The sequence below is a fragment of the Arthrobacter sp. Ha26 genome, from assembly GCF_059091705.1.
Genome location: NZ_JBNHGX010000002.1, coordinates 609,780 through 632,315 on the forward strand (window position 1 = coordinate 609,780; position 22,536 = coordinate 632,315).

Genomic DNA, 22,536 nt, shown 5'->3' on the forward strand with positions numbered 1-22,536 from the left:
GAGCCTACCGTGTTCTGAGTGCCTCGGCGGCGACCTTCAGGCGGCGGGTGGAGGCCAAACCCAGGTGGTAGACGTGCAGTTCGCTGCTGCCTGCAGCCGCCAAGGCTGCCCATTCCTGCCGCATGACATTGGGGTCAGCGACCTTTGGTGGCAGCGCAAGCACATAGGAGCCCACGCAGGCTCGGGGTGCCGCGGAGCGGACCGCGGCTACTGTGGCAGTTCCCTGTGTTTCGTCTCCCCAACACGGGACGACGGCGGTGATGTCTTCGAGGCGGGGCCACAGCTGGCTCCGCCGGAGTGCGTCTACCGGGACGAAGGGCCCTGTGGACCAAGGGTCAGGCGAGGTATGCAGCGAGAGCCTCGGCCACGTTCCGGAGGCCGCAATGACAGCCAGGCAGGCGTCCAGCAGGTTTGCCGTGGCATTCCACCTGACTTCCAGCAGCGGCAGGAACTCCTGGGCCTGCCTGGCTGTTTCGGGTGTGACCTGCGGATCATCCTCTTGCAAAATGGCCTCTCGCACCCGCCGTTGCGCGGTTTCCGCGGCAAGTCCGTGTGACTCGTACGATATCCGGCATCCGCGGCAAAAGCACACTGAGAGGAGCGCTTGAACCCACGGAGAGTACTCGGCACCGTCAGTTTTTTCGTGTTGGCTCTGGTGTCCGTAGCCCAGGGGGCCGACCGCCTCCAAAATTAGCCCGTCCGGCTGTCCGTGCCGCAGTACCTGCTCCACCAGGGTGGCAGCGTAGTCGCGGACTTCTGGATGTGAGGGGCACAAAGCATGATGGTATGTTTCACCGAAGGCGTTGGTGGCACAATACTCGGGATGTTCGCTGCCCACCGCACTCGAATGGGTCAGGACGGTCCACGCATCGACGGGAATCCCGGCTTGCCGCAGAGCGGCCGCTGCCGCCGCAAAAGAGCGGTCGGTTCGGGTCCATTCTGCGGCATTGGCCGGCGTCAGCGGCCGGCCGTCCCAAGCATTGCCCACCGGCACATACAAAGCCGCGGAACGTGCGTCTACCACGCGGCGCTCAGGATGCCGGGGTGTTGCTGCCCGGACCGAGTGGTAGGCTGCGGCCAATGCCACCCGGTCCACCCCAGTGGCCTGGATCCAGGAGACGGCGCCGGGGTCGCCCAGGACATCCCAGGGATAAAGGTAGCCGGTGACGTTCCGGATGTGGGCGATCACCAGCGGGGAAGGTCAGCGGTGTACTCCGGGACAAAGCGCTGCATGTAGCCAGTGTCATCCCTTGCGGTCATCTTTGCGTCCAGGTACTGCTGGTGGAGTTCGGCCAGCTTGTCCCGGTCGAGTTCAACGCCGAGGCCCGGCCCGGCCGGGACAGGTACACTGCCGTCAACGAAACGCAGGGCGCCGGGTTTGACGACGTCGTTGTGTCCGTTCCAGGGGTAGTGCGTGTCGCAGGCGTAGGTCAGGGCGGGGGTGGCTGCGGCCACGTGGACCATGGCGGCAAGGCTGATGCCGAGGTGCGAGTTTGAGTGCATGGACAGTCCTATCCCGAACGTTTCGCACAGCGTGCCCAGTTCGCGGGTGTGCCGGAGACCGCCCCAGTAGTGGTGGTCGCCCAAAATCACCTGCACTGAGTTCAGTTCCACGCTTCGCTTGATGTGGTCAAAGGCGACCACACACATGTTAGTGGCCAGCGGCATGTCCGCGGTTGCTGCCACCTGCCCCATTCCCTCAAGGCCGGGAGTGGGGTCTTCCAGGTACTCAAGGAGCCCCTCCGTTTCTTTTGCCACCCATTGAGACGTTTCCACGGTCCACGCGGTGTTGGGGTCGAGGCGCAGCGGCAGGTCGGGGAAGGCTTCACGGAGGGCGCGGATGGCTTCGATTTCTTGGGCGGGTGGAAAGACGCCGCCCTTGAGTTTGATGGATTTGAAGCCGTATTCACCAACCATTTTTCGGGCTTGTCGCACAAGGCCTTCCGGATCGAGGGCTTCGCCCCACTCATCCGCTATGGCCGGCTTGCCGTCCTGGGCCGGGTGCTCGGCCCACTTGTAGAAGAGGTAGGCACTGAAGGGGACTTCGTTTCGGACGGTGCCGCCGAGAAGTTCGCTGACGCTCCGGCCGGTGGCGTGGCCCTGGATATCCAGCGCTGCCACTTCGAAGGCCGAAAAGACCGAGGAACGCTCAAAGACCGAGAGTCCTGCGGGCAACGCCGCCATAATCTGCTGTTCCATCAGGGACGTATCAAAGACACTGAGGCCCTTGATGGCATTTGCACCGACAACCAGATTGTCCAGTCTGCTTTGTCCGCCGGCGCATTCGCCCAGGCCCAGCAGTCCGTTGGCGGTCCGGACCTCGATCACCACGCGGTGCACTAGCGGTTCGTGGACACCCACGGCGTTCAGCAGCGGGGGGTCGGAGAACGCAATCGGGGTAATGGTGATGTCGGTAATTCTCAGGTCTGCCGTCGTAGGCGTCTGTGCGGCCGCATGGATGGTGCTGGTTTTCATTGAACTTCTTTCGTGGGGTGGGCGGACGGGCTGGGCTGGCCTAGCCTTTGGTGGCGCCTGCTGTAATGCCGCGGATCATGGAGCGCTGCAGGAAGAGGTACACCAGCAGGCTGGGGATCATGGCCATAACGGCGCCAGCCAGCAGGACGCCGGGTCCAACCGTGGTGTCGTTGCGGAGCACGGAGAGCGCAACGGTCAGTGTGTAGTCGCTCGGATCATTGGCGGCGATGAGGGGGAGGAGGTATTGGTCCCACACCATCATGAAGCCGAAGATTCCTATGACGCCCAGAGCTGGCTTGCAGAGCGGAAGAATGATGGTGAACAGCATGCGGAATTCGCCCACGCCGTCCAGCCGGGCGGCTTCCTCGATCTCGGCGGGGATCTCCTTCATAAACTCGCTCATGATGAAGATGGAGAAACCCCAGATGCCCACCGGCAGGATGACGGCCAGCACGGTTCCGCGAAGGCTGATTCCCAGCAGCGGGAGGTCGCCGAGCACCAGCGAAAGCGGGATGCCGATGACTTCCTCCGGCAGCATCATGGTCAGCAGGACCAGGAGCAGGAGGAGCGCCTGGCCGCGGAACTTCTTCCGGCTCAGGCTGTAGGCGGCTGATACGGACACGGTCATCTGCAGGAGCAGCCCGCCGCCGGCGACCACCAGGGAGTTCAGGAGGTAGCCCCAGAGCCCCTGCTGTGCCGCTGCCTCGAAGTTGGCCAGGGTGAACGTCTTGGGCAGCAGCGTGATCTCGGTGGGGCTGCTGTTCCGGTCGAAAGCGCCGGAGATGATGGCGGCGAAAGGCAGTGCGAAGATGCAAAAACACCAGGACGCACAGCACGATGCGGAGCAGCATGTTGATGCCAAAGCCGGGTGACCAGCCAAGGGCTGAGTCAAAGCGGGAGGACGACGACGGCCGCTTGGTCCCTGCCGGCTTGCGGGTTGTGGTGATGCTCATCGTTCTGCCTTTCTTCGGGCCAGGAGCTGGGTGCCCACTGTCAGCAGGAGCGTGACCACCAGCAGCAGGACCGCCGCGGCGGAGGCCACGCCGATGTCGTTGCGCTGGAAGCCCAGCGAATACATGCGGGTCATCCAAACTTCGGTGGATCCGGCCGGGCCGCCGCCGGTGAGGACATACACTTCGGTGAAGCTTCGGAGGCTTCGGATGGCGGCCAGCGTCAGGACGATCACGATCGCCGGGCGCAGCGCCGGCAGCGTGATGTAGCGCAGGCGCTGCCAGACGGTTGCCCCGTCTACGCCGGCGGATTCGTACAGGGCCCGGTCAATGCCTGCCAGGCCGGCCAGGATGATCACCATGTTGTATGGGGCACCACTCCAGATGCCAACGATGGCGATGGACGATAGTGCCGTGTCGGTGCCGTTCAGGAACTGCAGGGGTCCCAGGCCCACCCAGCTGAGGATGCTGTTCAGCGGTCCGTCTGCGGTGGGGAAGTAGAGGATGCGCCAGATTTCCCCCACCACGGCCAGCGCCGTGACCACCGGCAGGAAGATGGCGGTGCGCAGGAACCACAGGGACTTTGCCTGTCCCTCGAGGAGGAGGGCCAGGACAAAGCCGACCACCAGGGCGCCGATGGTCTGGGTGAGCCCCAGGATCACCGTGTGGCCCAGGGCGTCCATGAAGCGGGCGTCCGTGAGGACGCTGGCGTAGTTGTCGAAGCCAACAAAAACGTCCCCTAGGAAGGGCTGGACCTTGAAAAGGCTCAGCCGAATGCCCTCCACCATGGGAATGAATTTGAAGTACAGGGCCAGGACGGCCGCGGGAAGCAGGAACACCGAGATGGCCAGCACGTGGGCCCGGTTGCCCTTTCCGCGGCGCGGGGGCGTGGTGGATCGCGTGGCCTGAACCGGCGTTACCGCCGGCTTTGTTGGTGCAGCGGTCATGACTTGGCGTTCTGGCTCGTCAGCTCGTTGTTGATGGCCGTGTCAAGGTCCTTCAGGCCTGATGCCACGTTGTCTGCACCGCAGTCGGAGACGATCTTGTTCAGCGCCTCGGCAGCAACCTGCTTGATGGGCACGAAGTTGATTGCGGACGGGAACGCCTTGGAGGAGTTTTTCAGGGCATCCTGGACTACGCCCCAGCGGGGGTCGTTGTATACGGCAGCAGCATCAACGTCGCTGTTGACCGGCACGCGCACGATCGGCTGCTTACCCGCCGTCATGCCTGCCTTCTGGCCATCGGCGGACACCAGGTAGTTGATGACCTGTTTGGTTTGCTCGGGCTTTCCGTTGCTGGCCGTGACGTAGATGTTTTCGCCTTCGGCCAGGACGGTGTTGTCCACGGAACCCTTTGGGGTCTCGATGACTTCGTATTTGTCCTTGCCCAGGGACGTGTCAAAGGAGGAGAAGTTGTACGGGCCGGTGAGGATGATACCGGTCTTGCCGGTCTGGAAGAAGGGCGATGCGACGCTTGTGGCGGCGGTGAGCGCCCCTGGTTGGGTGTTGCCTGGAGTGCAGAACTGCTGCTTGATCCAGGTGACGCCTTTCCGGGTTTCGTCACTGGAGGCGGTGGCCGCAAACTTCCCGTTGCCCTCGTCTTTCAGGTAGGCGCCACCGTCCTGCCATAGGTATGACGACGCCCACCACCCCAGATAGCCGCGTTCCGTGGAGCCCGGAACGGTCATGCCGTAGGTATCGGCCTGGCCGTTGCCGTCAGGGTCTTGGGTGGCAAAAGCGGTGGCGAGTTTTTCCAGGTCCTCCTGGGTCTTGGGAACCGGCAGTCCCAGCTTTTCCCGCCAGTCCTTGCGGATCATCGTCACCATCGTCTGTCGTGAAAACGGGACACCGTACGTCGCCCCGTCCAAGCCCTTGGCCTCGTCCCAGAGGGTATCTGCAATCTTGGCGTTGCCCTCAACAGTCGACTTGTCCACCTTCACCAGGTAGCCCTGCGCAGTGTAGTTGCCCAGGGCCGCCGAATCGTTGATCACGATGTCGGGAAGTTTCTTCGATGCGGCGCGGGTCTGGAGCTGCTGGTCCAGGTCCGGGACGCCTTGAAAGTTCACCTGCACCCCGGTCTTGGCGGTGAATTCCTTGAACATGGCGGCGTACGTGGTTGCTGCATCGGTGCCCGCCCTGGCCCAGATCTCGATGGGTTGGCCGTCATTCGCGGACGCGGGCTTTGAGGAGCCTGCGCTGCAGCCGCTAAGCAGGGCGGCAGTGGCAACGGTAAAGGCAAGGGCTCCGTGGGAGTGGGACCTGAACTTTGAATCCACTCTGATTCTCCTTTTACATATGTGAAATGCTATTATCATGTGAAACGTACTTCATGAGAGTATGATCAGGATCACACGCTGTCAACCATCGGAGGAATCTTGTCTGCAGCACCAGGTACAGTGACCATCGCCCTAACCGGTGGGGCAGGTATGATGGCCACGCTGCTAAGGCCCTACCTTGCCGACGCCGGCTATTCTGTCCGGCTGGTGGACCTTGCGGCCGCCCCGGATCCCTGTCCCCGCGAATCTGTGCATGTAGGTTCGATAACGGATCCGGAGTTCATGGCGGCCGCCCTCAAGGGGGCCACGGCAGTCATCCACCTGGGCGGGCTGCACCGCGAGAAAACGTGGGCGGAACTGGTGTCCACCAACATCACCGGCACCCAGGTGACGCTGGAAGCAGCCAGGCTTAACGGCGTCGAACGTGTCCTTTTGGCCAGTTCTACGCACGCAGTAGGCTTCCACCCCACCGCGGCCGCCGCGGAGGATCATGTGCTGATCCCGCGTCCGGACACCTACTACGGCGTTAGCAAGGCGGCCGTGGAAGCGCTGGGAAGCCTGTACGCGGACAAGTACGGCATGAAGGTGGTCAGTGCGCGCATTGGCACCGGCGGTGAACGTCCCGGGAACCTGCGCACGCTGGGCTCTTGGTTGTCTCCCGCAGACTCCTTCCGGCTGGTGGAGGCTGCCCTGAACAATCTCGGCGCACCCGGGCACCATGTGGTGTGGGGCGTCTCGGCGAACACGCGCGGTTGGGCCAACCTGGATGCAGGGAAGCGCATTGGTTTCGAACCGCAGGATGACGCCGAGGCCTTCACCACGGGTGTCGACACCACGGCTCCGGACGAATGGGCGGAACTTTTAGGCGGCGCCTGGGCCAGCGATGGCCATAGGCTAGGAATGGACAACTACCCGCACCTGGCAGTGAAGTGACATGCAGGCCGGGGCAGCGGCAGAAGGGGGAACGTTGATGGCGACGTCGGCGGAGGTACAGTCCGGCCCGGGCCTGGGTGCTTCGGGGGACGTCAAACTGGTGAAATCGGCGGAGCGCACCATTGCCATCCTGGAGCTTCTGGCCGGCGCACCCCAACCACTCACCACGGCGGAAATTTTCAAGCTGACCGGTTATCCCCGCTCCAGCCTGCACTGGCTGCTGCTGACACTACTGGAGCTCAACTGGATCGAACAGACCCCCGAGGGGGCATACCGCATCGGCACCCACGCACTTCTTTGCGGAACGGCCTACCTCGACAGAGACCCGGTCATGGAGCATGTTTCCGCGGTCCTGGAGAAAGTCAGGAACGCCACCACCTTCACCACCCACTACGCGCGGCTTGACCGTTCCGACGTCATCTATCTGGCCACCCGGCAGGCAGTAGACCGGCGCCGGCTCTCATCCCGGGTGGGACGCAAGCTTCCCGCCCAAGTGACTGCGCTGGGCAAGGCCATACTGTCTGAGTTCACTGACGCCGAGGTCCACGAGCGGATAGGAGACGGACCATACCCGCTACTCACCCCCAGCACCGTACCGGACTTCGACGCGCTAAAAGCCGAACTGGCACTGTTCCGCCAGACCGGCCATTCCCTTGAGCGGGAGCAAAATACCGTGGGACTCTGTTGCGTCGGCGTGGTGGTGCCCTACAGGATCCCTGGAACAGACGCCATTAGCTGCTCCATTCCCACAGAACTGGCCACTGAGGAAGTACTCCGCGACACCGTGTCCACCTTGGAATCCGCCGCAGCAGAACTTGCCAGAACTCTGCGAGCTGCCGGAATCCGCTAGCTGCGGTTCCTACAACCGGCCCGCCGCAGCGCTGTACCTTGTGACTTTACCGCCGCACGGTTCCCTTGTGGTCCGGCGACGACCTCAGCGTAATCCAAGGCATCGGTGACGGTGTGAGCGTCAAGCAGAGCCGACATCCTGAGCTTCATCAGGGGGACTGAGCAGCCGTTGGAGGCGTGCTTCTAGCTTGCAGACTCTAATCGCGCGCCACGCGGCAGCCGGAAGGAGGCCCGCTCCTGTTAGCGCGAGGTGCCCTACGGTCGCCGCTGTAGATAGCGTATTCCTCCTGACGATGACGCATTCGGTGTCAGGTTGGGTGCTGGACGTTAGTGTCCGGATTTGGGATGATGTTTGCTCGGTTGGCTGGTGGTTTCCAGCCCCTGAATCCTCGTCACGGAACTCCAACTCAATTAGCCCTTCGGAGGCTGTGTGGAGGACGGGTCCTAGCGGAGGCTATGAGTTCAGGACCCATCCCATCCCCTCCCCTGCGATGACTCCAATGTCGTAGCTTTCACGCCACCGGCTGCTTTTCGGAAGCGGTTTGGCTCTTGCCCCCGGTGTCACCGGAGTGGGCTTCTGATTCTGCAACCCATTTCTTGGCGCTGGTAAGGGCGATAATGAGTGTCACGATTCCTGCCAACACCAGGTAGGAAGAGAAGAACAAGGTGCTGTTGGTGACGCTATTGAGCCATACAGCGATGAATGGTGCTGTCCCGCCAAGAATGGACTGAGCCAAGTTATAGGACAACCCTCCGGCGGTGACCCGGATCTGGGCCGGGAAAATCTGGCTAATGGCCAGAAGGGACGGCACTGCGAGAACACCCTTGCAGATGCCAAGTATTGATGCGCCGATAAACGCGCCTGCAACTCCTTCTCCAGCCAGGATGAAGCCCGGGATGATACCGATGATGACAAACAGTGCGCCGACAATCATGGCCTTCCGGAGGCCGATCCGGTCGGCAACGGGGCTGAACAGGAGGACGAAGATGACCACCATGACAGTCGATAGTGTGTTGGCGGCGTTGGCCTCGGTGAGCGTGAGGGCCTTGTTGCTTTTCAGGAATGTGGCGAGGTAGTTGGTCATGGTGGCGGAGATGATGGCCCAGGATCCGAGGAAGACAGCGAATACGAGGATGCGCTTCCAGTGAAGGAGGAAAGCGCGCGACACGGGTGACTTTGGCTCGGCCTGCTTACGTTCCTGGAGCTTCTGAAGTTCCTGAAACTCAGCTCCTTCTTCCGTCTTTTTACGGAGGTACATCCCGATCAGGCCCATCGGCAGTGAGAGAAGGAAAAGAATTCGCCAGCCCCAGGTCTCGTAGTCGGCCAGTGGCATGACTGCAGACAGGATGGTTGCGAGCAGAGAACCCACGAGCAGTCCTACGAAGGTCATGGAAGTCAGGAATCCGACGGCAGTGGCCTTTTTGCCCTTGGCTCCGTGTTCGTAGACGAAGCTGACCGCCGTTGCATACTCCCCACCTGTGCCCAGTGACTGCACAAGCCGGCATACGAGCAGCAGGATCGGTGCCGCCCAACCTATGGTTTGGTATTCGGGGATGAATCCGATGAGTCCGGTTGCTCCGCACGTGATGATGATGGTGACCGACAGGGCCTTCTTGCGGCCGAGTTTGTCGGCGACGTGTCCAAACACCAGGCCACCGAGCGGCCGGGTCAGGTAGGAGATGGCGAAGAGGGCATAGGTGCTGAGGAGAGCCAGGGTGGCATCTTCGCCGCTGGGGAAGAGTTTTTGTGCCAGTACTGTTGCGACGACGCCGTAGACTCCCCAGTCATACCATTCGGCAAAGTTGCCCGCCGAAGCGGCAATGATCGTGCGCCGGCGTTCGGCCTTGGTGGGTGGGTTTGCGTGTGTTGTAGTGGTGTTCATTTTGTTTTCCGTAAGTTTGCGAAGGGGGACGGTCCGGGGGAGTTTTAAGTCGACGAGCCTGTGTCGTCTAAGGCTGGTTCCTATACGGCTTTCCGCGTCGGGGTTTCGGTTGACGAAGCTGCGGGAAGGTCCCTATTTTCGTTTGCAGAACAGCGGCAGTCCGGCATCCAGGAGGAGTGCATCGGTGTCGGCGAAGTCTGCATAGTGCACGATCAAGGCCTCCTGGGTCTGGGGAATGACTGCAGATAGAGGGGTATGTGCGATCACCGCGTGCACCAGATCGACTGACAGGCCGGCCTGGTGCATCCAGGACGCGCCAAGGAAGCCGTGTTGGTACTTGTTCCCGATATCAGATTTAGCGCTGCCGGCACTCGTTTTGGTGAATTCATGCAGTTTGCTGACGTCGTGGAGCAGCGCAATGGCTACGACGTCGTCTTTGTTGATGCTGAGGGAATTTTGACGGGCCAGGACGTCGCACATGTTGATGCTGATCTGTGCGACTGTTCGTGAGTGGGTCACAAGTGTTCGGGTTGATGGCAGGTCCGGGCTTTTAGGGCACTCCTCCAGGATTTTCCATTCACTGGATTCCCAGGCTGCGGCCCATATGGTGATGACGGCTTCACGAAGCGAGGAGTCCTGTATTTCCTCAACTTCGGGCAGTAGCTTTTCCACCATCTTGCGTGACTCTGTGCCGGGGTTCATTTGGTAACTTCCTTGCTGTTGGCTTCTGTCCGGGTCGCTTTTACGGCCAGCACCGGGCAGTCGGCTTCCAGCAGGATTCGCTGGGCCGTGCTGCCCATGATCAATTTGCCTACTGGAGTTCGTCGTCGCAGACCGATGACGATCAGCTCTGCCCGGTTCGCATCGGCGGCCTCGAGGATCTCATTCGCGGCATCGTGACCCCGGACCGGATGGAGCATGACGTGGTGAAGGCCTTCCTTTGCGAGCCGGGCCTCGATGGTGTCTATTTGTGGCTGATCCGCGTAGCGCCTGTCCACCGGAGCATCACCTTTTGAAGAATTGATAACGACCAGGGTTCTTTGCGTCTTTTGGGCTTCGGTGATGGCCCGGTCCAGGGCGGTGTTTCCTTCGGGTGTCGGGACGTAGCCAACGATGATACTCATGGTTCTCCTTAGGTGGGCGGCCGTTCAGGCTCGGAAGCTGACCGGGGCACCGACGAGTTGGATGCAACAAGCGGCATGCTTTGCGGGTTTGCTCCGCCCGCGATTGCGGGATTGTGACCGTCAGAGCCCTTATCCCGGTCTCGCTTGGTCAGTCGCCGGACGAGGGGCCAGGCGATGATGAGCGCCAGGACGACGTAGATGCAGATCGTCAGGGGACTTGAGACCAGAGTCAACACATCTCCGTCGCTGATCTGCAGGGACCGCCGCAGCTGCAGTTCGGCCCGGGGGCCCAGGATTACACCGACGATGAGGGGAAGGACGGGCACCCCGTACTTACGCATCACGAACCCGAGGGCTCCGATGAGGACCAGGAAGACGATGTCGATTATTTGTGCGTTCACGGAGTAAGTCCCCAGTACCGCGAAGAACACGATGCCTGCGTAGAGGTATTGGCGCGGCACTCGGAGCAGTTTGGCCCACATGGGGGCCAGAGGCAGGTTGATGAGAAGCAGCAGGGTATTGGCGATGAAGAGGCTGGCGATCAGCGCCCAGACAAGATCTGCCTGGCTTTCCATGAGCTGGGGTCCGGGCTGGATGCCGTAGGAGGTGAAAGCGGCCAAGATCACGGCGGTAGTGGCGCTGGTGGGCAGCCCGAGGGTCAGCATTGAGGTGATGGATCCGGCGGCCGATGAATTGTTGGCAGCCTCGGGCCCGGCGACACCTTCAATGGCACCTTTTCCGAACTCCTCAGGGTGCTTGCTTAGCTTGCGTTCGGCCACGTAGGACAGGAATGTGGGGATTTCGGCTCCGCCGGCAGGGATGGCGCCGAACGGGAAGCCCAGGAAGGATCCTCGCAGCCAGGGTTTCCAGGACCTGGACCAGTCGTTCTTGCTCAACCAGGGTTGGCCGACCGGAATGGGGCTTTGGGTTCCTCTTTTGAATCGTGAAGCGACCCATAGAGCCTCACCGATGGCAAAGACTGCGACAGCGACGAGGATGATGTCCAGGCCGTCGACGAGCTGGGGTATCCCGAATGTCAGGCGTTGCTGGCCTGATTGTGGATCCAGACCAACCATGCCGAGCATGAGACCTATTCCGAGCGATGCGAATCCGCGAACCCGTGAGGCCCCCAGGACGGCGGTTACTGACACGAACGCGAGGATCATGACCGCGAAATACTCGGGAGCACCGAGGCTTACCGCGAGGGACGCGATGGGGGTGGCGAGGGCTACAAGTAGCACGGACCCGATGGTACCGGCGATGAAAGAACCGATCGCTGCCGTGGCAAGTGCCTGGGAGGCTCGTCCATTCTTGGCCATTAGGTTTCCCTCGATGGCGGTGACGACGGTTGAACTTTCGCCCGGGGTGTTGAGGAGGATGGATGTTGTGGATCCACCGTAGGCCCCGCCGTAGTAGATTCCGGCGAACATGATCATGGCACTGGTGGGTTCGAGTGCGTAGGTGAGGGGCAGCAGGAGGGCAATGCTCAGCGAGGTGCCCAACCCCGGGAGGACGCCAACTGCCGTTCCAAGCAGCACACCGATAGCGGCGAACATGAGATTCGTCGGGGTCATTGCGCTGCCGAACCCGTCGGCCAGGGACTGCAGTACTTCCATCAGAGCACACCTTGCAATAGTCCGGCCGGCAGGGGGATGCCGAGGCCGCTGAAGAACAGATAAAAGGATCCAACGGCCATGCCGGCCGAGACCAGGAAGTCACGGATGTAGTGGCGGCTGCCGAAGGCGTAGACGCACAGGTAGAACATCAGGCCGCCTGCCAGCACCCAGCCGGCGGATTCCATGACGCCAGCTGTCAGGAGCACGGCGGCGGCGATGATTCCACAGGTTTTCCAATCAGACCGCTCTCCGGCTTCGCCTTCTTCAGGCGAGCCTTGGCCGCCGCGCAGAAGGTTAGCGGCCAGGATTGCGCCGCACAGCAAGAGCAGCGACGCGACAACCAGGGGCATCGTTTGCGGTCCGACGGGTCCACGCTGCATGACATCCGCCGGGGCACTGATTGTGTCCCAGAAGAGCAAGCCGGCAAAACCTGCCAAAAGCGCTACGACTATGAACTCCGACGGCCGCTTTACTTGTATCCGATTCACAGCAACCCGGCTTTTGCGAGGACATCCTTAACCTGGGCATGCTCCTTTTCCAGGAAGGTCCCGAACTCGTCACCGGGCAGGTAGGCGTCCAGTTGACCGTTCTGCTTGAGCGTCTCCTGCCAGGCTGATGACTCGTGAAGCTGTTTGAATACATCCACGAGTTCGGCTTGCCGCTCTTCGCTGAGGCCTGGAGGTGCAACAAAACCGCGCCAGTTAACGAAGGTCAAGTCGATGCCGGCTTCCTGCAGTGTCGGGGCGTCGACGGCAGCGACGCGCTCCTTGCCCGAAACGGCGAGGACGCGGATCTTGCCTGCGTCGATCTGGTCCGCCCACTCTGCATATCCGGACGCTGTGAAGGCAACCTTTCCGCCGAGGATAGCCGGCAGGAGCTCGCCGCCTCCGTCGTACGTGACGAAGTTGACTGATGTGGGGGTGATACCGGCGGCTTGGGCGAGAAGCATTACCTGCTGGTAGTCAGGGCCTCCGACAGCTCCTCCCCCGGCTGTGATGCTGGGCGGGTTGGCCTTCCAAGCATTGACCAAGTCGGTAATGCTCGTATACGGGGAATCCGCCGAGACGGCGATGATCATCGGTTCTTCAAGCACGCGGGCAATTGGAGTCGTATCGGCAAGCGTGACCGGGGAGTTGTTTGTAACGACGGCGCCCGCTACGGCCAGGCCGGAGGTCATCAGCGTGTCTCCGTTGCCCTTGAGGTTCTCGAGCTGTTGCAGGGCGACAGTTCCGCCGGCTCCCGGCTTGTTCATCACGCGAACGTCGCCGGCAATGTCCTCGCCATCGAGGACTTTTGCGATTTGTCGAGCCATGGTGTCGTATCCGCCCCCGGGGGAATTACCAACAACGATCTCAAGGCCGGTGACTTTGCTTTTTTCGGCGGCGCTTGGCGCGGAAGTGGCTCCACAACCCGTAGTCAGCGCGAGACATCCTGCTGCGGCGACCAGGAGGGGGCTTCGGAAGAACCTAGGCATCGTCAAACCTCTTTGTTTGTAGTGGCAAATGGGGGAACGGTCGCTATTGGCCGTTCTGTGACCCGTGCAACTCTGGCATAGCCCCGGGATAAAGACCAGATTGAGTTTGTTCACTCCCTATTAAGCGCAGCTTAAGCCTCGGGGAGAGCTACCCGGCGCTGTCGAGTCCCAGGGTGTTGACGACTTCTTCCATGGTCGAGGTCATGGCCTGTTGGGCTGGAGAGGGCTGTCGTCCGGCCGGGTGGGCGGTGCTGATCCGGCGGCTTGGAACGTCGGATTCGACCTGCCTCACCACCACGTCGCTCCGCAGCGGCTGTATCGCCAGGGCGGGACAAAGGGCGATGCCCAGCCCTGCCGCAATCATCGCCTGAAGCTCAGGATAGTCATTGGTTTCGACGGCGATTTTGGGTTTAAATCCGTTGGTTTCTGCGCACTTCTCGATGACGTCCCGCGTCGGGTGGCCCGAGGCTCGGACCACCCACGGCTCGTCGGCGAGGTCAGCGATGGACACTACCGAGCGGGCTGCGAGGCGGTGGGCCTGGGGAAGGAGCAGGACTGTCCGGTCCAGCATCAGCGGCTTGCTTGATAGTCCCGGATCGTTCGCCCGGTTCCACGGATAGTCCCATATCAGGCTCATGTCGATGTCGCGGCTCTCAAGCAGTTCACGCAGGGGCGCTTCTCTGCTGCTTTGAATTATCAGCTCGATGTTCGGGTACAGGGCCCGGAACCGAATCATCACCGCGGGCAGAATTGATGCTGCAAATGTTGGAAAAACACCGAGGCGCAACGTGCCCGCCCTTGCCCCGGCCAAGTCTTCGAGATCGTTTTTGAGTCCCCTCATCTGGGCCTGGATCACTTCGGCACGGGCGACGATGAGCTTTCCCGCTTCAGTTAGAGAGACGCCTCGGGCATGCCGCTCCAGAACCTGGACACGCACGTCGGATTCCAGGCGCTTAATTTGCTGGGAGATGGCCGAAGGGGTGTAAAGAAGTTCTTCAGCCGCGCCCGTCATTGTGCCGTGACGGGCCACGGCCGCGAGAACTTGGAGTTGATTGAGGTCGAAGGTCATTCATTGACTTTAGCTCTTCTTACAGATGCATTCAGATATTGGCGCTGGTTTTCATGCTCGTTCGGATGTGACAGTAGGGGGGTCATGGAACGTTCGTTCTCATGGGCGCCACCGTCGCCGCTGCTCACAGAAGGTCAAAACTATGCCTGTACAACCCATTCCCGCCGACGCCCTCCTGCAACTTGCAACGGTCGCTCTTGAGGGAGCCGGAGTTTCATCCGTGGATGCTACCGAAATCGCCAAGGTACTGGTGACCGCTGATCTCTTCGGGATCCACACTCACGGTGTCCAGCGCATCTCGCAGTATCTGGACCGAGTGAAAGTTGGTGGTGTGAACATTCATCCCCACATCATCGTCGACAGAGTCGCCCCTGCTCTTGCCCTCGTCAATGGCGACAACGGCATCGGTCCCCTGGTCGGCAGCCGTGCCCTTGCCGCCGCTTTGCAGGGAGCGCGTGTGGCTGGGATCGGCGCGGCTTTTGTTCGTAACAGCAATCATTTCGGTCCCGTCATGCCATACCTCCACGCCGCCGCCTCCGAAGGTTTCGCTGCGATCATTGCCAGTAACGCCACTACTACGATCGCTCCTTGGGGCGGCAAGGAAACCAAGGTTGGGAATAACCCTTTGGGCTGGGGTGTACCTACTCCCGGTGGTGACCCCATCATGCTGGACGTGGCGCTGAGTGTTGTTGCGCGCGCCAAGATTCGAGCCGCTGCGGCCGCAGGTCAGAGCATTCCGGACACCTGGGCTACGGACGCCGATGGGCGTCCAACAACCGACCCCACCTCAGCCTTGGCAGGCTTCCTGCAGCCCATCGCCGGGCACAAGGGGTACGGGCTTTCGGTCATGGTCGACCTTTTCGCTGGCGTCCTTTCGGGCGCTTCCTACCTGGACCGCATCAGCTCCTGGAGTGTCAATCCCGAACGGCCGCAGGATCTGGGGCACTTCTTCATCGTCCTGGACACGAAGGTTCTGGCCCCGCAAGAAGAGCTGACCGAACGCATCTCAGACTTCCGCTCAAGGCTCCTGGCTACGCCAGCCGCAAACCCCGCATCACCCGTGCGGCTCCCCGGCCAGAGTGAGATGGCTAACTTCCACCGCCAGTCATCGGACGGAATCGATATCGGCATCGCGGACATCGAGCTGTTGCAAAAGCTCAGCGGAGTCACCGCGTGATCAGCGTAAAGAATCCCATCGTCGAAGTCGACGGCGATGAAATGGCAAGGGTCATCTGGCAACAGATCAAAGATAAGCTCATCAATCCCCACCTCGACCTCAACCTGCAATACTTCGACCTAAGTATCCAAAACCGCGAGGCGACCGCGGACCAAGTGACCCTAGACGCCGCTCAAGCCATAAAACAGGCCAATGTCGGGGTCAAATGCGCCACAATCACCCCGGATGAAGCCCGGGTAAAAGAGTTTGGCCTGTCGAAGATGTGGAGCTCCCCGAACGGCACCATCCGCAACGTTCTTGGCGGTGTTGTCTTCCGGGAACCCATCATTCTCAATAACGTCCCCCGCCTCGTCGCCGGATGGACCAAACCGATCATCATCGGCCGCCACGCCCACGGTGACCAGTACAAGTCAACGAACTTTCGCGTCCCCGGGCCCGGGACCCTGACCATGACGTTCACCCCGCAGGACGGGTCAGAGCCTGTTGAACACCTCGTCGCGACATATCCCAACGACGGCGGGGTTGCCATGGGAATGTACAACTTCAACAAGTCCATCGAGGACTTCGCAAGGGCCTCGTTCAACTACGGCCTGCAGCGCGGGTACCCCGTCTATCTCTCGACGAAAAACACCATCCTAAAGGCATACGACGGCGCCTTTAAGGACATCTTCGCGGCAGTCTTCGAGAAAGAGTTCAAAGCAAAGTTCGACGCCCAGGGTTTAACGTATGAACACAAACTCATCGACGACATGGTCGCCTCAGTCATGAAATGGGAGGGGGGCTACGTGTGGGCCCTCAAAAACTACGACGGTGACGTGCAGTGCGACAGCGTTGCGCAGGGGTTCGGGTCACCTGGCCTCATGACATCCGTGCTGACCACCCCCGATGGACAGACTGTTGAAACCGAAGCTGCCCACGGAACCGTAGCCAGGCACTACCGCAAGCACCTTCAGGGTGAAAAGACGTCCACAAATCCCATTGCTTCAATCTTCGCGTGGACGCGCGCTTTTCAGCATCGCGGAATGCTGGACAAGGACCCGGCTCTGCAGAGATTTGCCGATTCTCTGAATACGGCAGTGGTGAGCACCGTGCAGTCCGGTGCCATGACCAGAGATCTCGCCAGCCTCCTCGGCCCCGAGCACCCATATCTCACGACCGAGGACTTTCTTGACGCGGTCAATGAACAGCTGTGCCGATCCGGTGACTCCTGAGGCCGCACGGCAAAACTAAAGTCTTCCCCATTGGCTCCACGAATGCTGCGAGGTCTGCCCAGGCAGTCAGGCCCTACACTCTCCGTTTACCCCGCTGATAGTCCGGTAAGTAATCCGCCAAGCTCCGGAACATTCACCGGACCGAGACGTGGAGCTGCGTGTCGACTCGAAGCCACTTCCCACGTCCAACAATCACCGGTTCAATAAATGACACAGACTACGGCCGAGAGCGCCGAGACGGCACCTGACAAACCAGCGGCCAATTCAAAATCAACAGGCCACGTCATCGTAGACACGCTGGTGGCCCACGGCATCAAGCGCGCCCATGTAGTTCCGGGTGAAAGTTTCCTAGACGTCCTGGATGGGCTCCACGACTCATCGATAGAGACAATCGTGTGCCGTCACTAGGGCGGGGCGACGTATATGGCCGAAGCTGACGGCAAGATGAATCAGACGCCGGGCATCGCGATGGTCACCCGTGGCCCCCGGTGCCGCCAACGCGCACGTCGGTCTCCATACGTCGTGGCAGGACTCCACGCCGAGTGGGCCTCCGAAATCGTCGCAGAGGCCTGTTCGCAGCCATAAACGGCCCGCGCGATAGGAGTTTGAGAGCCCTGCTAACAGTCTGCCTGCACACTTAGGCCCACCAACCAGGTGGTGATCCGGCGTCACGCTGCTGCAGCCCGCTTTCCTTAAGCTCCGGATGGAACTGCACACCTCATCCGACAGACGATGCTTACTGCTCGGCAGAAACAGCCGGAATTGCACTTTCGGATGCGCCCGTAGGGGCAGGACCGGCATATGGGAGTCACCCCAGTGCAAGCTTTAGGAGCGCGGTTGCGCTCGAACGGCTGCTGCCCGCGCCAGCTCAGCTACGTGCCGCCGGGCGCATGGCTTACGTATCCTTAGCTAAATAGGCCAAGGCGGCAACGACCTGGGCCTGCACGCCCATGGAGAGGGTTGGATCCATCGCGGGGGCGAAGAATGGGGAATGGTTGGCGGGGATGTCCCGGGTGACCGTGCCGTTCGCGACGGCGGCCCTGTACCTTTCGGGGTCCACTCCGCCGATGAGCCAGAACGTGTAGGGGACGCCAAACGCGTCCGGGATCCGGCTGAAGTCCTCGGACGCCGTTTGCCGAGCCGCGGTGTGCACAGCCTCCTCCCCAAAGTGTTCGGTGAACGCAGCCGTGACCTGCCCTGTTACAACTGGATCGTTGCTGGTGAGCGGGAACTGGTCGTAGTAGACGAACTCAGGTTCCTGCGGCGATCCGGCCGCGACGCACTCGCCCCGGACGATCCGCTCGATCGCAGTCAGCACCGCAGCCCGGACCTGGTTGTCATAGGTGCGGATATTCAGCAGCAGGGTGCCGCGGTCCGGGATAATGTTCGATTTTGTGCCCGTGTTCAGCGCCCCCACCGTGACTACCGCAAAGTCGCCGGGCTTTGTCTCCCGCGAGACCACGGTCTGCAGCCTGAGCACGATCGAGGACGCCAGCACCACCGGGTCCACCGCCATGTGCGGCATCGACCCGTGGGCGCCCTTCCCAAACACCGTAATCCGCAGCGAATCCCCGGCGGACAGCACCGGTCCCGCCGTAGTGGCCACCGTGCCGGCGGCGATCGGCATCACGTGCTGGGCGAAGGCGACGTCGGGCCGAGGCACCTTGGTGACCAGGCCGTCGTCGACCATTGCCTGTGACCCCGCGCCTAACTCTTCCGCGGGTTGGAACAGCGCAATATACGTCCCCGACCAGTCAGCGCGGCCGTCCGCCATCAACTTGGCGGCGCCCAGCAGCGTGCTGACGTGCACGTCATGCCCGCAGGCGTGCATCACCCCGGCCACGGTGGAGGAATACTCGAGGCCGGTGGCCTCGGTGACGGGCAGCGCGTCCAGGTCCGCGCGCGCCAGGACGGTGGGGCCCTCACCACTGGCCAGAACGCCGACGACGCCCGCACCTCCCAGCCGGGTGACCTCGTACCCGAACATGGAAAGTTTCTCCGCGACGAGTTGGGCGGTGTAGTGCTCCTCGAGGCTGACCTCCGGGTGCCGGTGCAAGTCCATATATAGCTCCCGGATCCAGCCGAATTCCGTTGCGAGGCCTGCCAAAATCCTGTCATAGCCGCTCATGCGCACCACTCTCTGATGGAGGCTTGCGTCGGCGAGGCCCAGACGCAACTGGGAAAGCCCAGTTTAGATCCGCAAGTTCGAAACCGCTCCGGAAATCATGATCACAACCAGCGCTGACCCGCGCACTCGGCGGCCCAGTTCGAGTGCTGGGCGCAACGACCACGAGATGCCCTCCGTCGTCGAACGGCTTCTTGACGGAATCTTCATTATCCGCTCTTTGATCCGGCCGCGGGAAGAGTCGATAACGCCTTCGCCCCTTGTTCAGTTGGCGTGCTTCACTTGCCGTTGATATTCCTGGCCAGCTTCAAAGGTGCGGATATAGCGTTTGGATACGGGACTCCGGCCTACCGCCCTTGGCCGGGGTTCCGCTACTTGGACCACAGGGAAACCGGAGGCCATGTTCAACGGCCCTACGCGCATGGCTCCGGCAAGTCTGAGGTCGACGGAAGATCCATCTAGGCGTTCCGCTTGGCAGTGTCAGGACTAGATCTAAGGTGGAAGGCCATAGTGGGAAGAACCCTAGGATTCTCTATTTCCCGTGGATAGTGTGGGACTGAGCAACCCTAAGCGAGGGTCAGTGAGAACGTGATCGAAGCAGCCGCTGCGGTAACCGGCCGGAACAATGTCACCATATTGGGCCGGGATGATGGGCCTGTGATGATGTTTGCCCACGGTTTTGGCTGCGATCAGGCTATGTGGCGGAAGCTGCTGCCCTATTTCGTTGATGATTACCGGCTGGTGCTTTTTGATCACGTCGGCGCCGGACACTCCGACATCAGCGCCTATGACTGGGAGAAGTACGGGTCCCTGGACGGGTACGCATCGGACCTGCTGCAGATTTGCGCCGCCCTTGAACTTGAAGACGTCATCCTGGTGGGCCACAGCGTCAGCACGATGATCGCCGTGATCGCCGCAGTGCAGGACCCCAACCGTTTCTCCCACCTGGTCCTGCTTGCTCCTTCACCCCGTCATACCGATGACCCGTACGACGGCTACGTGGGCGGATTCTCGCGGGAAGACATCGAGGGCCTACTGGCATCCCTGGACAGCAACTATTTCGCCTGGGCGGCCGCAGTCGCGCCCATGGTGATGGGCAACCCGCAGGAGCCGGAATTAGCGGAGGACCTGCGTGGCAGCTTCTGCCGTACGAATCCGTCCATCGCACGGCACTTCGCCGGGGTAACCTTTTTCTCCGACACCCGCCCTGAACTGAAAAAGTTGCACACCAACTGCCTGATTCTGCAGTGCTCCAAGGATCGGCTCGCCCCGCCGGAAGTGGGCGCCTACCTGCACAAGAATCTGAAACACAGCACCCTGATGCAGCTTCAAGCCACCGGGCACTGCCCCCACGTCAGCGCTCCGGAGGAAACGGCGCGGGCCATTCTGCACTACCTCAACACCCGCTCGTAACAGGCGCCGGCGGCCCCTCCCCGAGGTAGAGGTCTACAGCACGGTTTTTGATTGCCTTTTGTCATGCTTCAATCTGTCTCATTTTCCAGGATCGCAAGAGCCGGACAGGTTCATGAGAAATAGGACCGGCACATTCCCCTGCCCGATAGAACGTCGAGATGGAGCCTCGCCGGTTGACGAAAACTATATTGTCGGCGTTCCATGGCCAGCGAAAATGTGCGCAGTGACTGCCGGGCTACGGAGGGCTGCTTGGATTCCTGCAGCTGTAGTGCGTTGTTGTGTTCCGCCTACATTCCTTGAAGTGGGACGTGGTCCGGAGTCAGTTCGGAGATGCGGCTGACGGTGTCTGCGAGCCTAGGTGTCGGTTGTTGGGTGGCCTAGTACGGACTTGGCCGTAGACCGTGGAAACGTTCGTTAGATGCAGGAAAACCTACTGAGCGTGCCTCGCGCGTGTCCGAGCCACGGTTGCCTCCTCCTTCAAAGTTTCCCGTGACGTATGTTCTCCGGCTTGGCCAGAGTGGGCGAGACGTCGTGTTGGTGACGGGAGAGTCGATGAAGGGCAGTGAGGATTTGGGTCAGTCATATGACGTTAGGGCGAGAACCCTTTCGATCAGAACCAGCGGATCCTCTAGAGTCTCCGTCCCGTGTGTGTGGAGAGGAAGTCGAAGGTTTTGTCCCGCGCCGTGCGTGCCTCGTCAAAGTTCAGGTGGAATTGGTACTCGTGTGGCAGCTCAGGCTCATGCGTGGCGGGCCAGAAGAGCTCGGTCACCGGGACTCCGGCGTCCTTTAGCCGGTTGCTGTAGGGAACAGACTGCAACCACGTGAGCCCGTCACCGTTGCCGCCGCTGATGAAGGTCGGCGGGAAGCCCTCGGTCACGAAGTCAATGGTGGACATGGTCGCGCCAGCGTAGGTAGCGGACCAGTCTTTCGTGCCCGTATAGGCCCATAGGGACGTCTTGAAACCCCAAGCTACGATGCCGCTGAGATTTGCCATGGCCCGGAGGTCGTAAACACCGCAATGCAGGATGGTGGCTGCCAGATCTGACTTCTGCAGCGCGGGTTGGATTCCCATCAAGTTGGCGTACTCGGGATTCACGGTCAGGGTGGTCATCTGGCTCGCGAGCTGCGCCCCGGCAGAGTCACCGGCCAGGACGATGCGGCTGGTGTCCACGTTCAGCTCCGCGGCATGGGCCTTGATGTAGGCGAGAGCCTCGTTAATGTCACGCACAGCCGTGGGGTAGCTGGCCTCGGGGGCGATCGGATAGCTCATGCCAATGGTGGTGTAACCCTCGGCAGCGATGATCTGGAGATACGGATTCACATCTCGCTGGGCTCCGGAAATCCAAGCGCCACCGTGGATCCACACCACAGCAGGAAGTGGCGCGGTGGTCCCTGCAGGACTGAAGACATCGAAGGTGGAACCTGGCTTGTACACGACGCCGGCTTGGGTTTGCAGCGGTGCATCCGGAACGTACGGCGTTATTTCGTCGATGGTCGACTGTGCCCCGCGCTCAAAAACACTCCGGATCAGCATGGCCGAAGGCCACGGGGTAGCCGAAAGCGCCAGCGCGAGAACCAGCACCAGCAAAATGGCCAACTCAAGCTTCGTCAACCGTAAGGATCGTTTACGCTTCGGAGGAACTCGAGGAAACGAACCAGTAACTGCTGATTCGCCCTTCTCCGTCCTACCCTCGACAGATTTTACCGGCCCCATGACACACTCTCCCCCGTTAGGTGTACCTCCGACCATGCTAGAACGCCTCGAGAAGATTCATCCTCATATAACCAAAACCTTTTCTTGGGCTGCGGGCTCGCCTTGCTCCGCAAGCGCAGCATCTCCTCACGGGGCGGCGAACGCCAGTGTTTGTCAGCGTTGGTCGAAAAGTGAGCCATTTCGCGGGCTGAAAAGTGAGCCACTTTGACGCTGGTTATTCTGCCGTATTTTCCGGTCTTGTCGAGGGC

19 protein-coding genes and 1 pseudogene are annotated in these 22,536 nt (G+C 61.1%); 6 read left to right on the forward strand and 14 right to left on the reverse strand.

The features are described from left to right. Nucleotides 1-4 precede the first annotated feature (4 nt). From AC5RVY_RS08415 to AC5RVY_RS08435, 5 genes are all read right to left on the reverse strand, one after another. Nucleotides 5-1,189, reverse strand: coding sequence for a hypothetical protein (locus tag AC5RVY_RS08415; RefSeq protein WP_493954234.1), 1,185 nt, complete (start codon nucleotides 1,187-1,189; stop codon nucleotides 5-7). Continuing rightward, nucleotides 1,186-2,475, reverse strand: a complete 1,290-nt coding sequence (locus tag AC5RVY_RS08420) for a glucarate dehydratase family protein (protein WP_493954235.1) — start codon at nucleotides 2,473-2,475, stop codon at nucleotides 1,186-1,188. The genes AC5RVY_RS08415 and AC5RVY_RS08420 overlap by 4 nt, the downstream gene beginning before the upstream one ends. 40 nt (nucleotides 2,476-2,515) lie before the next feature. Continuing rightward, nucleotides 2,516-3,355, reverse strand: coding sequence for a carbohydrate ABC transporter permease (locus AC5RVY_RS08425; RefSeq protein WP_493954236.1), 840 nt, complete (start codon nucleotides 3,353-3,355; stop codon nucleotides 2,516-2,518). A 69-nt stretch (nucleotides 3,356-3,424) separates the two neighbouring features. Further along, nucleotides 3,425-4,372, reverse strand: a complete 948-nt coding sequence (locus AC5RVY_RS08430) for a carbohydrate ABC transporter permease (protein WP_493954237.1) — start codon at nucleotides 4,370-4,372, stop codon at nucleotides 3,425-3,427. Beyond that, nucleotides 4,369-5,700 carry an ABC transporter substrate-binding protein gene (locus AC5RVY_RS08435; protein WP_493954238.1) on the reverse strand — a complete coding sequence of 444 codons (1,332 nt, stop codon included), beginning with the start codon at nucleotides 5,698-5,700 and terminating at the stop codon, nucleotides 4,369-4,371. Before AC5RVY_RS08435 ends, AC5RVY_RS08430 begins: the two co-directional genes overlap by 4 nt. 99 nt (nucleotides 5,701-5,799) lie before the next feature. Between AC5RVY_RS08435 and AC5RVY_RS08440 the strand changes: the two genes are divergently transcribed. Both AC5RVY_RS08440 and AC5RVY_RS08445 read left to right on the forward strand, forming a co-directional pair. Next, complete coding sequence (locus AC5RVY_RS08440; RefSeq protein WP_493954239.1) at nucleotides 5,800-6,633, forward strand: NAD-dependent epimerase/dehydratase family protein; 834 nt, start codon at nucleotides 5,800-5,802, stop codon at nucleotides 6,631-6,633. Nucleotides 6,634-6,670: 37 nt separating this feature from the next. Continuing rightward, complete coding sequence (locus AC5RVY_RS08445) at nucleotides 6,671-7,483, forward strand: IclR family transcriptional regulator (protein WP_493954240.1); 813 nt, start codon at nucleotides 6,671-6,673, stop codon at nucleotides 7,481-7,483. Between the two features lie 511 nt (nucleotides 7,484-7,994). Here the strand turns inward: AC5RVY_RS08445 and AC5RVY_RS08450 are convergent. The 7 genes from AC5RVY_RS08450 to AC5RVY_RS08480 form a co-directional block, all read right to left on the reverse strand. Then, on the reverse strand, nucleotides 7,995-9,365 hold the full coding sequence (locus tag AC5RVY_RS08450; RefSeq protein ID WP_493954241.1) for an MFS transporter: 1,371 nt from the start codon (nucleotides 9,363-9,365) through the stop codon (nucleotides 7,995-7,997). Between the two features lie 132 nt (nucleotides 9,366-9,497). After that, nucleotides 9,498-10,067 (reverse strand): HD domain-containing protein, encoded by a 570-nt coding sequence (locus AC5RVY_RS08455; RefSeq protein ID WP_493954242.1) that lies wholly within the window; start codon nucleotides 10,065-10,067, stop codon nucleotides 9,498-9,500. After that, nucleotides 10,064-10,489 carry a universal stress protein gene (locus AC5RVY_RS08460; protein WP_493954243.1) on the reverse strand — a complete coding sequence of 142 codons (426 nt, stop codon included), beginning with the start codon at nucleotides 10,487-10,489 and terminating at the stop codon, nucleotides 10,064-10,066. The genes AC5RVY_RS08455 and AC5RVY_RS08460 overlap by 4 nt, the downstream gene beginning before the upstream one ends. 8 nt (nucleotides 10,490-10,497) lie before the next feature. After that, nucleotides 10,498-12,105 carry a tripartite tricarboxylate transporter permease gene (locus AC5RVY_RS08465; RefSeq protein ID WP_493954244.1) on the reverse strand — a complete coding sequence of 536 codons (1,608 nt, stop codon included), beginning with the start codon at nucleotides 12,103-12,105 and terminating at the stop codon, nucleotides 10,498-10,500. After that, nucleotides 12,105-12,593 carry a tripartite tricarboxylate transporter TctB family protein gene (locus tag AC5RVY_RS08470; protein WP_493954245.1) on the reverse strand — a complete coding sequence of 163 codons (489 nt, stop codon included), beginning with the start codon at nucleotides 12,591-12,593 and terminating at the stop codon, nucleotides 12,105-12,107. The genes AC5RVY_RS08465 and AC5RVY_RS08470 overlap by 1 nt, the downstream gene beginning before the upstream one ends. Beyond that, nucleotides 12,590-13,579 carry a Bug family tripartite tricarboxylate transporter substrate binding protein gene (locus AC5RVY_RS08475; RefSeq protein WP_493954246.1) on the reverse strand — a complete coding sequence of 330 codons (990 nt, stop codon included), beginning with the start codon at nucleotides 13,577-13,579 and terminating at the stop codon, nucleotides 12,590-12,592. Before AC5RVY_RS08475 ends, AC5RVY_RS08470 begins: the two co-directional genes overlap by 4 nt. 148 nt (nucleotides 13,580-13,727) lie before the next feature. After that, nucleotides 13,728-14,648 (reverse strand): LysR family transcriptional regulator, encoded by a 921-nt coding sequence (locus AC5RVY_RS08480; protein ID WP_493954247.1) that lies wholly within the window; start codon nucleotides 14,646-14,648, stop codon nucleotides 13,728-13,730. A 142-nt stretch (nucleotides 14,649-14,790) separates the two neighbouring features. Between AC5RVY_RS08480 and AC5RVY_RS08485 the strand changes: the two genes are divergently transcribed. The 3 genes and pseudogenes from AC5RVY_RS08485 to AC5RVY_RS08495 all read left to right on the forward strand — a co-directional run. Further along, nucleotides 14,791-15,825 carry an Ldh family oxidoreductase gene (locus AC5RVY_RS08485; RefSeq protein ID WP_493954248.1) on the forward strand — a complete coding sequence of 345 codons (1,035 nt, stop codon included), beginning with the start codon at nucleotides 14,791-14,793 and terminating at the stop codon, nucleotides 15,823-15,825. Next, entirely contained in the window at nucleotides 15,822-17,036 is a 1,215-nt protein-coding gene (locus AC5RVY_RS08490; protein ID WP_493954249.1) for an NADP-dependent isocitrate dehydrogenase, read from the forward strand. The genes AC5RVY_RS08485 and AC5RVY_RS08490 overlap by 4 nt, the downstream gene beginning before the upstream one ends. Nucleotides 17,037-17,243: 207 nt before the next feature. Next, a pseudogene (locus AC5RVY_RS08495) lies at nucleotides 17,244-17,577 on the forward strand (thiamine pyrophosphate-binding protein); the annotation flags it as partial. A 354-nt stretch (nucleotides 17,578-17,931) separates the two neighbouring features. Here AC5RVY_RS08495 and AC5RVY_RS08500 read toward each other — a convergent pair. After that, complete coding sequence (locus AC5RVY_RS08500) at nucleotides 17,932-19,164, reverse strand: amidohydrolase (protein WP_493954250.1); 1,233 nt, start codon at nucleotides 19,162-19,164, stop codon at nucleotides 17,932-17,934. A gap of 585 nt (nucleotides 19,165-19,749) precedes the next feature. Between AC5RVY_RS08500 and AC5RVY_RS08505 the strand changes: the two genes are divergently transcribed. After that, entirely contained in the window at nucleotides 19,750-20,574 is an 825-nt protein-coding gene (locus AC5RVY_RS08505) for an alpha/beta fold hydrolase (protein ID WP_493954251.1), read from the forward strand. 628 nt (nucleotides 20,575-21,202) lie between these two features. Here the strand turns inward: AC5RVY_RS08505 and AC5RVY_RS08510 are convergent. After that, nucleotides 21,203-22,186 (reverse strand): alpha/beta hydrolase, encoded by a 984-nt coding sequence (locus AC5RVY_RS08510; RefSeq protein WP_493954252.1) that lies wholly within the window; start codon nucleotides 22,184-22,186, stop codon nucleotides 21,203-21,205. Nucleotides 22,187-22,536: the final 350 nt, after the last annotated feature.

Bases quoted from the DNA above. Each gene is read 5' to 3' on its own strand.
- AC5RVY_RS08420 (WP_493954235.1), bottom strand. From the start codon at position 2,475: ATGAAAACCAGCACCATCCATGCGGCCGCACAGACGCCTACGACGGCA.
- AC5RVY_RS08430 (WP_493954237.1), bottom strand. From the start codon at position 4,372: ATGACCGCTGCACCAACAAAGCCGGCGGTAACGCCGGTTCAGGCCACG.
- AC5RVY_RS08445 (WP_493954240.1), top strand. From the start codon at position 6,671: ATGGCGACGTCGGCGGAGGTACAGTCCGGCCCGGGCCTGGGTGCTTCG.
- AC5RVY_RS08450 (WP_493954241.1), bottom strand. From the start codon at position 9,365: ATGAACACCACTACAACACACGCAAACCCACCCACCAAGGCCGAACGC.
- AC5RVY_RS08455 (WP_493954242.1), bottom strand. From the start codon at position 10,067: ATGAACCCCGGCACAGAGTCACGCAAGATGGTGGAAAAGCTACTGCCC.
- AC5RVY_RS08460 (WP_493954243.1), bottom strand. From the start codon at position 10,489: ATGAGTATCATCGTTGGCTACGTCCCGACACCCGAAGGAAACACCGCC.
- AC5RVY_RS08465 (WP_493954244.1), bottom strand. From the start codon at position 12,105: ATGGAAGTACTGCAGTCCCTGGCCGACGGGTTCGGCAGCGCAATGACC.
- AC5RVY_RS08475 (WP_493954246.1), bottom strand. From the start codon at position 13,579: ATGCCTAGGTTCTTCCGAAGCCCCCTCCTGGTCGCCGCAGCAGGATGT.
- AC5RVY_RS08480 (WP_493954247.1), bottom strand. From the start codon at position 14,648: ATGACCTTCGACCTCAATCAACTCCAAGTTCTCGCGGCCGTGGCCCGT.
- AC5RVY_RS08485 (WP_493954248.1), top strand. From the start codon at position 14,791: ATGCCTGTACAACCCATTCCCGCCGACGCCCTCCTGCAACTTGCAACG.
- AC5RVY_RS08500 (WP_493954250.1), bottom strand. From the start codon at position 19,164: ATGAGCGGCTATGACAGGATTTTGGCAGGCCTCGCAACGGAATTCGGC.